General features: G+C 35.5%; 12 protein-coding genes. 7 read left to right on the top strand and 5 right to left on the bottom strand.

Going from position 1 to position 13,460, the window contains the following annotated elements; genetic code table 11:
* Positions 1-83 precede the first annotated feature (83 nt).
* The 3 genes from I862_RS02425 to I862_RS02415 all read right to left on the bottom strand — a co-directional run bounded on the left by I862_RS02425 (position 84) and on the right by I862_RS02415 (position 3,002).
* The gene (locus I862_RS02425) at positions 84-1,409 is read right to left on the bottom strand and encodes a hypothetical protein (RefSeq protein ID WP_038538567.1); all 1,326 of its coding nucleotides are present in this window, start codon (positions 1,407-1,409) and stop codon (positions 84-86) included.
* A gap of 268 nt (positions 1,410-1,677) precedes the next feature.
* Positions 1,678-2,271 carry a recombination mediator RecR gene (gene recR, locus I862_RS02420; protein WP_038538564.1) on the bottom strand — a complete coding sequence of 198 codons (594 nt, stop codon included), beginning with the start codon at positions 2,269-2,271 and terminating at the stop codon, positions 1,678-1,680.
* A 2-nt stretch (positions 2,272-2,273) separates the two neighbouring features.
* The gene (locus tag I862_RS02415; protein WP_038538561.1) at positions 2,274-3,002 is read right to left on the bottom strand and encodes an SDR family NAD(P)-dependent oxidoreductase; all 729 of its coding nucleotides are present in this window, start codon (positions 3,000-3,002) and stop codon (positions 2,274-2,276) included.
* A 91-nt stretch (positions 3,003-3,093) separates the two neighbouring features.
* On the opposite strand from I862_RS02415, the gene I862_RS02410 reads away from it, so the two are divergent.
* The 3 genes from I862_RS02410 (at position 3,094) to yihA (ending at position 6,923) form a co-directional block, all read left to right on the top strand.
* On the top strand, positions 3,094-4,839 hold the full coding sequence (locus I862_RS02410) for a monovalent cation:proton antiporter-2 (CPA2) family protein (protein WP_052646333.1): 1,746 nt from the start codon (positions 3,094-3,096) through the stop codon (positions 4,837-4,839).
* 145 nt (positions 4,840-4,984) lie between these two features.
* Complete coding sequence (locus tag I862_RS02405) at positions 4,985-6,196, top strand: leucine-rich repeat domain-containing protein (RefSeq protein ID WP_038538558.1); 1,212 nt, start codon at positions 4,985-4,987, stop codon at positions 6,194-6,196.
* A gap of 115 nt (positions 6,197-6,311) precedes the next feature.
* Positions 6,312-6,923, top strand: coding sequence for a ribosome biogenesis GTP-binding protein YihA/YsxC (yihA, locus tag I862_RS02400; RefSeq protein WP_052646332.1), 612 nt, complete (start codon positions 6,312-6,314; stop codon positions 6,921-6,923).
* Between the two features lie 12 nt (positions 6,924-6,935).
* Here the strand turns inward: yihA and I862_RS02395 are convergent, their stop codons facing one another.
* On the bottom strand, positions 6,936-8,033 hold the full coding sequence (locus tag I862_RS02395) for a hypothetical protein (RefSeq protein WP_038538555.1): 1,098 nt from the start codon (positions 8,031-8,033) through the stop codon (positions 6,936-6,938).
* Between the two features lie 135 nt (positions 8,034-8,168).
* Complete coding sequence (locus tag I862_RS02390; RefSeq protein ID WP_038538553.1) at positions 8,169-9,098, bottom strand: hypothetical protein; 930 nt, start codon at positions 9,096-9,098, stop codon at positions 8,169-8,171.
* A gap of 164 nt (positions 9,099-9,262) precedes the next feature.
* Here I862_RS02390 and uvrB point away from each other — a divergent pair, with 164 nt between their 5' ends.
* The 4 genes from uvrB (at position 9,263) to I862_RS02375 (ending at position 13,452) form a co-directional block, all read left to right on the top strand.
* Positions 9,263-11,242, top strand: a complete 1,980-nt coding sequence (gene uvrB / locus I862_RS02385; protein ID WP_052646331.1) for an excinuclease ABC subunit UvrB — start codon at positions 9,263-9,265, stop codon at positions 11,240-11,242.
* Positions 11,243-11,320: 78 nt separating this feature from the next.
* Positions 11,321-12,418, top strand: coding sequence for a hypothetical protein (locus I862_RS02380; RefSeq protein ID WP_158499253.1), 1,098 nt, complete (start codon positions 11,321-11,323; stop codon positions 12,416-12,418).
* A gap of 52 nt (positions 12,419-12,470) precedes the next feature.
* On the top strand, positions 12,471-12,647 hold the full coding sequence (locus I862_RS08255) for an Rpn family recombination-promoting nuclease/putative transposase (protein WP_148299467.1): 177 nt from the start codon (positions 12,471-12,473) through the stop codon (positions 12,645-12,647).
* Entirely contained in the window at positions 12,631-13,452 is an 822-nt protein-coding gene (locus tag I862_RS02375; RefSeq protein ID WP_158499252.1) for an Rpn family recombination-promoting nuclease/putative transposase, read from the top strand. The genes I862_RS08255 and I862_RS02375 overlap by 17 nt, the downstream gene beginning before the upstream one ends.
* Positions 13,453-13,460: the final 8 nt, after the last annotated feature.

Genomic DNA, 13,460 nt, shown 5'->3' with positions numbered 1-13,460 from the left:
GGTTTTTTCAGTTGTGGGGGGATAATCTACTATTGAGTTTAACTTAGTATATTTAAAATAGTGCATTAGAAATTAAACTTAGTTTACTTGCTAATTGTTCCTGATTTAGCCTCGGCTTGACTTTTTCTTATTCCTTCGCCCGAGATCCTGTGTTGCCCGATTTTGGCTGCAAAACCGGCGCTTGCTTCTAGGCTTTGGTTTTCTATCTCTCCTTGCGCTTTAGCTGGTACCTCCGCTTTTTCTTCAGTTTTTTTCGGATGAGAATTATTTGTTTCCACCATTAAAGCTGAAACTGCTTTTTTGTCCTCGTCCGGGAATAAGCTTGTTAATTGCATTAATGTCTGTGCTACATGCGGATCCATAGCGGGTTGTGAGTTTAAATCCTTAGTAAGAGTAGGGGGACTCACCGAAGGAGTAGAGCTATCTTTGGTAGTACTTTGTAGGATAGGGTTACCTACTTCAATTTCTTGGGGTTTAGACTTTGTTTTATGTTCGGTAACAGCCTTATAACCGAGATATCCGGCTCCACCGATAATACCGGCAGCTACTGGTGCCGTCCCTGCGGTTACAACGGTTGCAGCCGCCAGAACTAAAGCACCAACCGCCATACCCGCGCTCTTCCACGGGTTTTCCCTTACATAATTTATAGTTGTATTCGCACCATCTTTTATAAAATCTGTGATAGGATTATCTTTTATAAAATCTGTGATGCTGCTTAATCTTTGAGTAATAGTACCGGATTTAGGGCGTAGATATGGATTATCTTTATATACATCCTCCATCTTTTCTTTTTCAAGTTTTTGGTATGTTGCAATTATCTCTTTCGGATTTTTATTAACCGACCTTTCTTTGTTAAACGAAAGCTCGATTAAGCCACCTTTTAAATCCTCTATCGTGAGGTTTTCCGTACTATTACTTAATTTTTGTTTATTTTCACCTTTGAAATTATCTAGTATATTAAATTCTATGAAGTTTCTATATGATTCCGTCGTCTTTGCCAATGCCTCACTATTTTCTAACTTTGTAATCTCGCCTAAATGCTTTTTGAGAATATTAAATGTTTGCTCTACTTTATCTGCTCTGTTTTTTGATATATGATAATTAAGTTCTGTAACTAACAGCTCCTTTACTATATAACTATTTGCCGCTCTAAAAAAAGTGTTAGCTTGTGCCCGTATTGCACTTTCTTTAATTAGCCCTGAAACCAGTTTATGCAAATCTTCTTCAGAAATATTAGGGTTTTCACCCGGTGGAACCAAAGCCTCAGCAAATGCTTGGCATAGCGCTAATCTGGGATTTGAGAAAATACTTAAAAAGTCTTTATAATCATTTTCTTGCATTTCCCCTTTTATAATTTTATCAACCAACCCTTCCAGCTTCTTTAAATCTTCACGCTTTAATCCTTTCATTGAATAACCATCGTAATAACCGAATAATAATTGATAGTACCACCCAACTATTAATAGTTAGTTAACAAAAAGATAATGATTCTTAATAAAAAGAATAAATTTTAACTTAAATTATAAGTTAGAAGTTTTACATAGCGTAAATTCAAAGAATTCACAAAAGCATGCCCTTTCACTTCAATGGGTGTTTTATATCTTCCCGGACGCTTATCAATATCATTTCGCTGTATAATAATTCGCTTTTTTATCATGCGAAAGGAGTAATAATTTTTTAAAAATCCTGGCGCATTTTCAGTGCTAAGTTTAATGTGCCTTCATCCATATAATCAAGTTCACCACCCATCGGGATACCATAAGCAAGCCTGGTTATCTTCACCTCAAACGGGGTGAGTAAATCAACGATATAATGGCCGGTGGTTTGCCCTTCAAGTGTCGCATTAGTTGCAATGATTACTTCTTGAATAGCACCTTTTGCAACTCGTGTGCTTAAAGAATTAAAGTTTAAGCTTTCTGGGGGTCTTCCACCGAGCGCGGAAAGAGTGCCTCCTAATACATGATATTTTCCTTTAAAAAAGTTTGACCTTTCCAGCGCCCACAAGTCAGATACAGTTTCAACTACGCAAACTATAGAATCATCACGCTTTTCATCATTACAGATGTTACATGGTGATACCACATCCACATTGCCGCATACTTCACATATTTTTATCTCTTGTGCTGCTTGAGTCAACTGCTCGGCAAGAGGTAGCATCAGTGCATCTGGGCTTTTAATCAGATGTAATACGATTCTTCTTGCCGATCTCGGTCCTAAGCCGGGTAGCTTTGCAATAGTTGAAATTAACTTATCTAACGTGCTGTTATTCATACTTATAATTGTTCTAAAATGTTTAAGTGTTTACCGCCGTCCAAAAATAAAACCTGTCCGGTCATTGAGGGTGTATTTAAAATAAAATTTATTGAATTGTAGATTTCTTCTATATTCGGCGAGAGCCTAAGCGGCGAATCATTGATGGATTTAGCAAAATTTTGTTCCGATTGCTGTTCCGCTTTTAAAGTGTTACTAAGTGCAATCGCGTTTACTCTAATATGGGAGGCCATTTCATAAGCGGCAACTTGAGTAAATTCCCACAAAGCTTTCTTACTTAAAATATAGGAGAGAAAATTTTTAGGCATCGCGCTTATACAGTAATCAAGTATATTGATAATATTACCTAGCTTACCCTCCGACTGTAAATCTTTAAAGAATCTTTGGCTTAAGAGAATTGGAGCATATAAGTTAGCTTTAAAATGCTTATCTAAACTTTTATAATCAATATTTTTGAAGGTATCGTTTTCAAATATACTTGCATTATTAATAAGCAAATCAAACTTTTCATTAACAAATAAGTTATTTGTCTCATCTTCATTAAGAAAGTCTGCAGTCTGCAATTTGCAGGTAGCACCTAGGCTTTCAACTTCTTTTTTCAGTCTGAATGCTTCATCGCTTGAGTGATTGTAATGCAAAAGTATATTATAACTGTTTTGAGCAAGAAATAAACATATCTCTCTGCCTATCCTTTTTGCAGCTCCGGTAACTAAAACGGTTTTATTAGTCATTGATTATCAGATAAAATGCTTGTGCAATTCATATGGTATAATATAATTAAATATTGTATACAAAAGGTTTTTTATAGGTTTTAAAGGTTTAATGCATAATCTCAGATATTTACCAGACATATTAGTGCTTCTAGGAGCTTCGGTTTTTATAGTTGTTTTATTAAAAAAACTTCGTTTAAGCCCGGTTTTAGGTTACTTAGTTGTGGGTGCGGCAATCGGAGAGCACGGGTTTAATTTAATAAAAGATTATCAGTATACTCAATATTTTGCCGAATTCGGTGTGGTTTTCCTCCTTTTTGTTATAGGGCTTGAGCTTACTTTCGAGCGATTAATCCAAATGCGTCTGCACGTGTTCGGGTTTGGAGGGTTGCAGATTGCGGTGAGTACGCTTGCTATAGTTGCAGTGTTAAAGCAAATATTTATGATTGAAACCAGCATTGCCGTTTTAATTGCAGCAGCGCTTGCACTTTCATCGACTGCAATTATTTTACAGGTTCTGGCAGAGAGTAAAAGGCAATCCACCCAGGTGGGAAGGTTATCGCTTGCAGTGCTTCTTATGCAGGATTTTGCCGTTGTCCCGCTTCTTGCCATACTTCCGCTCATCAGCGGCTCAAAGGAAAACTTACTTGCAGGCATCGGCTTGGCATCGCTTAAGGCGTTGGTGGTAATTATTTTAATTTCCATATCCGGTAGATTATTTCTGCGCCCCCTCTTTTCATTAATAGGTTCGGCAAAAAGTGAAGAAGTATATGTTTCAGCTACTCTGCTTATTGTTTTGGGCGCGGCTATGCTTACCAATGAGCTCGGGCTATCAACGGCGATGGGTGCATTCATAGCAGGGCTGTTGATTGCGGAAACCGAATACAGGAATAAAGTTGAAAGCAGCATAATGCCGTTTAAAAGCTTGCTGTTAGGGTTATTCTTTATGACTGTCGGGATGTCGATAGATATCAATTTTATTCTAAGTAACTTAAGCAAACTGTTTGCTATTTCTTTCGGGTTACTGGCAATTAAGGCAACGATTGTATTCGTGCTGTGTAAGATATTTAGGTTCGGTACCGGAGCTGCTATACATTCAGGTTTATTACTTTCTCAAGGGGGGGAGTTCGCGTTTGTACTTTTTGGGCTTGCTTCGCAAGGAGGAATTATTGATCAGCAAACTGCGCAGTTTCTGTTTATGCTGGTTGCAATCACTATGGCGGTTACGCCGCTGCTTTCCATGCTTGGTGCATTTATTGAAGATAAGGTGGATATTAATCAGGAAGTGGAAGGAAACCAGGAATTTAAAGGGGTTAGTGATTTAAACGGGCATGTAATTATTGCAGGATTCGGAAGAGTAGGGAGAGTTGTCGGTTTTATGCTATCGCAAGAGCAGATAAACTATGTTGCGGTTGACAGCAACTATACGCTTGTTAAGCAAGCGCGTACGCAAGGGTTCCCGGTCTATCACGGCGAACTCAGCAAGATTGATACTCTAAGAGCAGTAGGAGCTGAAAGGGCGGCAGCGGTTATACTTACCATGGATGATAAGGTTGATTTAAGGAAAGCGGTTAAGACTATATCCGCGCACTATAAAAACCTTGAAGTTATTGCCAGAGTTCAGGATTATAGGGAAGGTAAAGGAATCAGAAAATTAGGCGCCGATATTGCAGTGCCTTCAACTATCGAGACGGGATTGCAGCTCGGCGGGGCGCTCTTAAAATCCTTAGGTATTGTTGAGCATGAGATACTAACCACTAAAGAAAAAATCAGAAAAAATGACTATATTTTAGTGGAAGAGCTTGAGCTCTTTAGTGGCATAGTAAATGGTAAGCCTAAAGGGCAGGTGAAGGCTTAAAGATTATAGTTTATGAAGTTCAGCGGAAAACGTTAATAATTATTTCTTCTTAATAGTAATTTAATATAAATATTTTATATGTTTATTGTTTTTAATTTTATTATGTTTTAAAATTACGAAAATTAATAATTAACACGGTAAACTAATGAGATATAATTATGAATCAAGGCATCCGGGACATGTGGATGTAAGTCCTAATTATGATTTACAGCAGCATTATGGACATGTGGATGGACTATATGTGGATATACCACATGATTTAGAGCGCAATGAACATGTTGAAAGCAACCTTCCGGAAGAGAAGCGGAAAAAAATTATTAAAAAAACTAAAAGTTTATTGTCAGGTGAGTATATAGATAAAGAAATGTTATTATCGGTTTTAAACAAAGGTGAGGAAAATTTTTTTGAAAACCTACGAGAAAACCTTAAAAATATGACCACTTTACATTTATCCAGAGATTTTTATAAAAGTATAAAATTAAATGAGAGTATGCTTAAAACTTTTTTTAAAGTTTTGACATATAATGAATCAATTAATTTCCTAAGTTTTTCACACAATAATATTGATTTATCGACAGCATTATTAATAGCGGATTTATTAAAAAATAATAAAGTTTTAAAAACAGTTAACCTGGAGAGCTGTAAACTTAATGATGAAAGCATTATACCGATAGCTGAAGCAATAGGAATTAATCAAACGTTGCGTTCCATTGACCTATCTTTTAATAACCTTACTGGTTCAGGGGTAGAAGTAATTACTAATAATTTAAAAGAAAACTACTCCATTAATGATGTTAATTTAATTAATTCATATTGTAGTACTTTGGAAATGGAGAAAATAAATAGCCTAATAACTGATTTGATTAAGGTTAACCCTAATATTAATAATTGTATGAATGGGGTTTCAGAGTTTTTTACTTCCCATAAAAATTATTTTAATAAAAATAAAGAATTTCAAGCAAGTTTAGCTGAAATTAAAAAAACCGGCTGGGATAAACTTCCTCCTTTTAACGAGCATGTAGTTAAGTGTTATGAAATACTCAAGGGAAGAGATGAATTAAATGAGTATCACACGGAAAAACTTAATCAGCTTCACACCAAATTAATAAGTGATCTGCTGATAAGAAATAAGGTTTTAAATCCTGACGGTAGTTTGACGGCATATATGCCTGAACATGAAATAAAGGAGGTAACCCTACTCCCTGAAGTAGTTGAAAAAATTTGCAGCTATTTGAAGTTTAAAGATTTTCTCCTCCCGAAAATTAACAACCCGATTAACCATAGCTTAGAAACAACGGAGAAATTTGTTGACAAGATAACCAAAGCTCAGCCTCAACCGGCTCTGGGTAGGGAATAAAAAGCCGTTCTTTTTTTAAAAATGAGTGCAGCTATTGCTTTATTTTAATATATCAGTATTGATAATTTGCGCTCTACGGCTTTCTCAGCTATATTGTGAACTAAAAAAGATTTATATGATTACAGAAATAGAAAAGTTTTTCCTAAAAGATACCAAGTTTGTAACCGGAGCTGTAAGTATAGAAGGATTGCCTTCAGCTAATATTCCGGAGGTTGCTTTTATCGGGCGCTCTAATGTTGGTAAATCAAGCATTATTAATGCGATACTCGGCCAGCGCATCGCAAGGGTTTCCAATACCCCGGGCAGAACGCGCGAGCTTAATTTTTTTTCGGTAAATAATAAGTTGCATATCGTTGATTTACCCGGCTACGGCTATGCCAAAGCTTCTAAAAGCGAGATAAAAGGGTGGAACCGGTTAATATATGATTACTTGCGCGGAAGAGTAGAGCTGAGGCGTATTTTTATGCTCATTGATTCCAGGTTCGGCATTAAAGATAACGATTTGGAAATGATTAAATTCTTAGGCGATTATGCAACTACGGTACAGATTATCCTGACTAAAACTGATAAGTTAAAAGCCTCGGAACTGAAAGCGGTAAATGAAAAAACCGAGTCGGAAATAAAGCAGCATGCTATACTGTTTAACAATATTATTTCTACCAGTAGCGTGAGCAAAGAAGGAGTCAACTCGGTAAGGGAAGAAATTTATAACCTAACTCAGTATTAAATTATTGTTTGCTTAAATCAATATGGGGTTCCCAACTTGTTTAGGAGCTTTCCTTTCATTTTTAATATACTCTATATAACTTACAGGTTGTTTTTCATTAGCACTGTCGTATATACTTTTACAAGTCAGCTTTAAATTTAATATATCTCTTACGGTTAAAGTCTCTCTAAAAGCAACTTCCGCTTCATCTGACAAGGTTATAGGAAATATTTTAGTCATGAGTGCTTGTATTACAAGCTGCTTTCCAATTATATTAATTTGATAATCTTTATAATCTTTATAATCTTGGTAAGCTGATAAGGCTTTGATCTTTGAGGATAATAATTTGGTTCCGGGTAAAGATTTAAACCTTGATTCTTGTGATCTATAATTGTCAATATGCTTGTTTATAAATTCAGAGGTGAATTTTCCAACTTCTAAAATCATTTCCAGAATTTTAATATCCCGTATACAATCTATTAAGCTCTTTTTTCTCTCATTGAGGTAATATACATCATCTCCGCAACTAATAAGCAATTTGATTATATTAAATAATGATTTTTCATCCATTTTCAGTTCCCGAGGTTTTCCGCAGCAAATAATTTGTAAATAATTAAATTTATATGGATTATATTCCAAATTTTTAGGTAGATTAAGCGAAGAACTTGAAGTAGTGGAAGAGGGAGAAGTGGTTTCAAGCGGAATTTTTTTTAAATTAATTTTAATGTTATTAGTTAAAGCATAATTTAAAATTTTTTCCATCAACAAAAGCTGCTTACCTTTAAAATCGTCATATTTAAAGTCCGGTTCATGCCTACGAAATAAACTTTCTAATAACACTTCAAGCGGGGTTTGTCCCAATTCTGGATTAATTTCACAACCTTTGTTCAACAGAAAATTTACCAAGTCTTCTTCAGCTGCTTGAGTTGCTATGGTAAGTAAACTTGCTTTATCCGGTATGTGTGCAGGTAAAATCGTTCTATTAGGAAAAGAATATCGATTGCGCGATTTCTGATATTGATAAATGCTATTTAAGTCTCTTAATTCTATGTCTTGGCAGGAAATGTATTTAAGTAAATTTTTCCATTCATAAGAATTAATGAATTTCTGTATTTCAGACCTATTCCGCATAATTTATTCATAACATTAATGTTAAAAAAATATTATGAAGCAAATTAAGTTATTAATCTATAGTCATTTTATGAGTAAGGCTTATAACCATAAAAAGAAGGGAGGCTGATTATAAGCCTTTAAAATATTAATTGTTTAGCTAAGAAAAGAAGGATCATTCTCAATATTTTTAGCAATACTGTCAAGCACAACTCTAATGCTAACTTTATCAGGATCTACTTTAGGTGCACCTATGGTTTCACACTCAAACCCGGGATTTAAATATTTTTTCAACACGACATGCTGATAACCGATATAAGGCGGGTTGGAAACGGCTAAAACATTACCTGATTTAGGGTTTAACTTCATCCAGGCTACAACCGTATCACTTGTGGAAGCTCTTTTCACTGTTGCCGGCAAACCGTTTTTCCCCGGGGTATCGACAAATACCACCGCTAAACTTTGAAGTTTTTCAGGTAAATCGGATTGCTCAAATAAAAATTTAGCAATTTCAGTTTCTGTTGCAGGCGTTTTTTGAGGTTTAACCCAACCTTTTTTAAGAGGAAGATAAAAATTATTTTCATTAAATAATATTTCCTCAGTTTCAATATTTTCGAATCGGGGACGCTGGGAAACTAAGAAAACCACCTGCTTAATCTCTATGCCTTGATCAATCTGCTTAGCTAAGTGTGCAAGCCTAATTCTCATGGTATTTGCGGTTGCACCTAAGACTACTCCGTAATCATATTGAGAATGTTTAGCATCAATCGCCTCATAAATTTTTAATTCATTAAGTAATGTGATTATCCTATCTTTATTTTTTAAGATATTTTCATTCTCGGCATCACTTATTTCCCATCGCTCTTTATTTTCAGGTCTTATCCACTGTTTAGTGCAGCTTGTAATATCTCCTACTTCTTCATTGCACACAACCCCGGTTAAGTTCAGTAATTCTTTAATTACGGCTTTATGGTTTGAATGATTATACTTTGCATGCTTTTCGCAAGCCGAAGCGGTTATAGAAAGCCAACAAAATATATTAAGTATAATAAAAGAGAAAAATAATAGGGGAAGATTTTTTTTCATAATTTAAAGCCTGCAATAAGGTTTAACTTAAAACTCAACCTAACATAAATAGTCATTTTGTAAAAACAAAATCTATGAAAGTAAAAATCAGTTTATATAAAAAAGTATTCATGTTATAAACAAGCAGGAAATTTTTTAATTATAACTCTTTTTTTTAAAAGATAATGAGCATATTTGATTTACAATCAAGCTATCAACCTGCAGGGGATCAACCAAGAGCAATTGATATGCTCGAACGGGGGATCAAAGCTAATAAAAAAGATCAGGTGTTACTTGGTGTAACGGGCTCCGGTAAAACTTTTACCATGGCGCATCTTATTGCAAGAACCGGAAAACCGGCTCTTATTATGGCGCATAATAAAACTCTGGCGGCTCAGCTATATTCGGAGATGAAAAGCTTTTTCCCCAATAATGCGGTTGAATATTTTGTTTCATATTATGATTATTATCAACCTGAAGCATATATAGCAAATAAAGATGTTTTTATCGAAAAAGATGCGCAGATTAATGAAAGGATTGATCTACTCAGGCATTCCGCAACCAGGGCGCTTTTAGAGCGTAAAGATGCAATTGTAGTTGCCTCCGTCTCATGTATATACGGTCTCGGTTCGCCTGAACTCTATCTTCAAATGACTTTTAAAATTGAAAAGAATACTAAGGTTGATCGCAACGGTATTATGAGGAAACTGGTAGACTTGCAATATCAGCGTAATGATATAGATTTTAAGCGCGGTACATTTAGAGCAAGGGGAGATAATTTAGATATTTTTCCTTCACATTATCAGGATAGAGCATGGAGAATAAGCTTGTTCGGTGATGATGTAGAAAAAATTTATGAATTTGATCCGTTAACGGGAGAAAAGATTAAAGACCTGGAAGAAATTACTGTATTTGCTAATAGCCACTATGTTACTCCAAGGCCAACCCTCGAGCAATCGATTAAGTTTATAAAAGAAGAAATGCGCAAGCGTGTGGAATGGTTTCGCGAGCACAATAGATTAATCGAAGCACAGCGCATTGAAGAGCGCACTAAGTTTGATCTTGAGATGATGATTGAATCGGGAAGCTGCAAGGGTATTGAAAATTATTCCAGATATCTTTCCGGTAGAGGAGCAGGGCAGCCGCCGCCGACATTATTTGAATATTTACCCTCTAATGCATTATTGTTCGTTGATGAAAGTCATGTAACCGTGCCCCAGGTGGGCGGAATGTTTAACGGGGATCGGGCTCGTAAAAATGTTTTGGTTGAATACGGGTTTAGATTACCTTCGGCTTTAGATAATCGGCCGCTTACTTTTGCCGAATGGGATTCAATGCGACCGCAAACCATATTTGTTTCAGCCACTCCCGGAAAGCTTGAATTGAAATATACAAACGGAGAATTTGCCGAACAGGTGATCAGGCCGACCGGACTTATAGACCCGATATGCACGATGAAGCCGGTTGAAACCCAAGTAGATGATTTATTAAATGAGTGTAGGAATGCAGTAGAAAAAGGAGAAAGAGTTCTGGTCACGACACTTACCAAAAAGATGTCCGAGAATTTGACCGAATATTTAACCGATATCGGAATTAAAGCGGTTTATTTGCACTCTGATATTGACACCATTGAGCGTGTGGAAATTATCAGAGACCTTAGAAAAGGTATTTATGATGTTTTAGTTGGGGTTAACTTGCTAAGGGAAGGGTTGGATATCCCTGAGTGCTCCTTAGTTGCTATTCTTGATGCTGATAAAGAAGGTTTTTTACGTTCGGAAACTTCACTTATCCAAACTATCGGTAGAGCGGCAAGAAACGTAGAAGGCAGAGCTATTCTTTATGCCGATAAACTTACCGAATCAATTAAGCGGGCTATGGGAGAAACTGAAAGAAGAAGGAAGATACAGCAGCAGTATAATGAGGAACATGGAATTACTCCGCAAACTATTAAAAAATCAATTAGAGATATAATTGAAAGCGTTTATGAGCATGATCATTTAACGATTGAGACTGAAGGGAAGCTTGAGAGCCCTGAAAAAATTAAGTCTAAAATTCAAAAACTACATAAAGAAATGCTTAAGTTTGCAGCTGAACTTGAGTTTGAAAAAGCAGCTGAGATAAGGGATCAAATTCAAAAGCTGGAAGAAAGCATTCTATTTAAATAACTTTACAGGCGGTATTTTTTTAATATACGGTGTTAGTAAGGGGAAAATAACAATATCAATATTATGAAGCAAAATGCAATGTCTGAAAGCACTTTATGCATTTCAAATCCTAATTTTATAGAGAGCAAAACTTCTGATCACATAGTGTTTGTTGAGAATAGCAAGGAGAGAAAAGTTAGCAAAGAGATAATCAGAAGAAAAATTCTGGATGAAACCCAAGACAAGTATTTGTTGATCCTAATGAAGGCTGCCATAGACGGAGATAATCTACTGGTAAACGGGTTGAAAAGCATTAAAAGCTTTAATTTCAAAAATATTATTAATTCAGCAATTGAAAAATTTGCTCAAAATGGTTTAGAGGAAGAAACGGATTTCCTGCTAAAGCATGGGGGAGGTGTTGAATATGCTGCATTTTGCGCTATTAATATAGGAGACTACGGCTATGCTGATAAACTTTTAAGTAAAATACCTGACTTACATAACTTAGCTTTTATAGCATTAGATACTAAGCGGTTTAGCTATTTAGAAGATTTAAGGCTAAGCGGTAAAGTAGGTATCGAATATATTATGGCTCAACTAACAGCATATAATGATATTGAATATAATCATTATTTCGCATATTTAGCATCAGTTAATCTTATGAATTGTAATATTAAGAAAAACGAGAGTGTTTTAAAAATGTATCTTTCAAATGAAATAAACGCAGTAAGATTTTTTTCTTCCTTAAGTCATGAGTTTTACATTAACTATGCTCATCTTATTGATGAAAAAAATAAAAATATCATTATAAGAAGTCGTGAGGTTGTGTTGAACCCGAAAAAGCTTGATATGGAACATATCAATGCGGATAGTGCTTATTTTTACTTAAAAGAAAGAGAAATGATGGTGAAGGGGAAGATTACCGAGGGTGGAGTTGCTGCTATTTTATTGTATTATCCATTGTATAAAAACCGTACTAGTGAAGAAGGTGAAGAGTTTGCTAAAGCTAATCAACTAACTCCGATATATAAAATACCGCCTGAGATAATTACTCATATTGTTAATATGTGTTTTAAACACTCTGAAAGAGATAAATCCTATCCGGAAAATATATTAGCTTCGGTTAAAGAACGCGTAGTGGCTGAGTGGACGGAAAGGGTGTTCGGTAAAAACTTTACTGTAGCGCATTCTCTTTAAAAAAGTATCCATATAAAAGCTTGCGATTATTAAAGCTTTATATTAGGTATATTTGAAAAGCCAATTAGCCGAAATGCCCGTCAAGAAAGTAAGTAATAACCAACCGCATGATGTTTTTTTCAAGAAAGCAATGGCTAACCCGAGGGTAGCAAAAGAGTTCTTTGAAGCACATTTACCTAAAGAAATAAGAAATAAAGTTAACCTGAATACCTTTGAAACCCGAGAGTGAAAATTTCCTGGATAACAGCTTAGGTAAGGGGATGGTAGATATTCTCTTTTCAGTAAACTTCGGTGAAGAGAAAGGGTATTTCTATTTATTGGTCGAGCATCAAAGTAAGCCTGATTACTGGATGCCGTTTAGGTTGTATAAATATATGCTTCACATTTGTGATAAGCACTTAAAAAAGAACCCTAAAGCCAAGCATTTGCCGTTTGTATACCCGATGATATTTTATGCGGGGCTGGAAAAATATACTGCTCCACTTGATTTATGGAGCTTATTTGACGACCCCTCTCTTGCAAAGCAAATATATAATGACCCATTCCAACTCATAGAGGTGCAAAAGATAGAAGATGATGAGCTGAGAAAAAGAGTGTGGTCGGGAGTAATGGAATATGTAATGAAGAGGATATTCGCACGCGACATTTTACCGTTTTTGCAAAGTATCCGACCGCTGCTTAGAGAGATAAGCGAAAAAGATAGTAATTACATAATTGACATTTTGTGGTATACTGTAGAAGCTGGTGAAAGTGAAAGAGCCGAAGAGATAATAGAGGCGTTTAAAGAGGCGGTAACCGAAGAAGGAAGGAGAGATATTATGACTATTGCGGATAGACTTATAGAGAAAGGCGTACAACAAGGAATCGAAAAAGGTATGCAGCAGGGAATGGAAAGAGGCATGCAGCAAGGTATGCGTCAAGTCGCCTTAAATATGCTTAATATGGGGGAAAGTATATTATTTATCTCCAAAGCTACCGGATTATCTGAAGTAGAGATAAATAAGCTGCAGAATACCCGCTCTAAAAAGCATTAATATTATAT

Origin of the sequence: endosymbiont of Acanthamoeba sp. UWC8, assembly GCF_000730245.1 — a bacterium.
In the GTDB taxonomy this organism is placed as follows: domain Bacteria; phylum Pseudomonadota; class Alphaproteobacteria; order Rickettsiales; family Midichloriaceae; genus Jidaibacter.
This window is presented reverse-complemented; position numbering and strand designations above follow the sequence as displayed.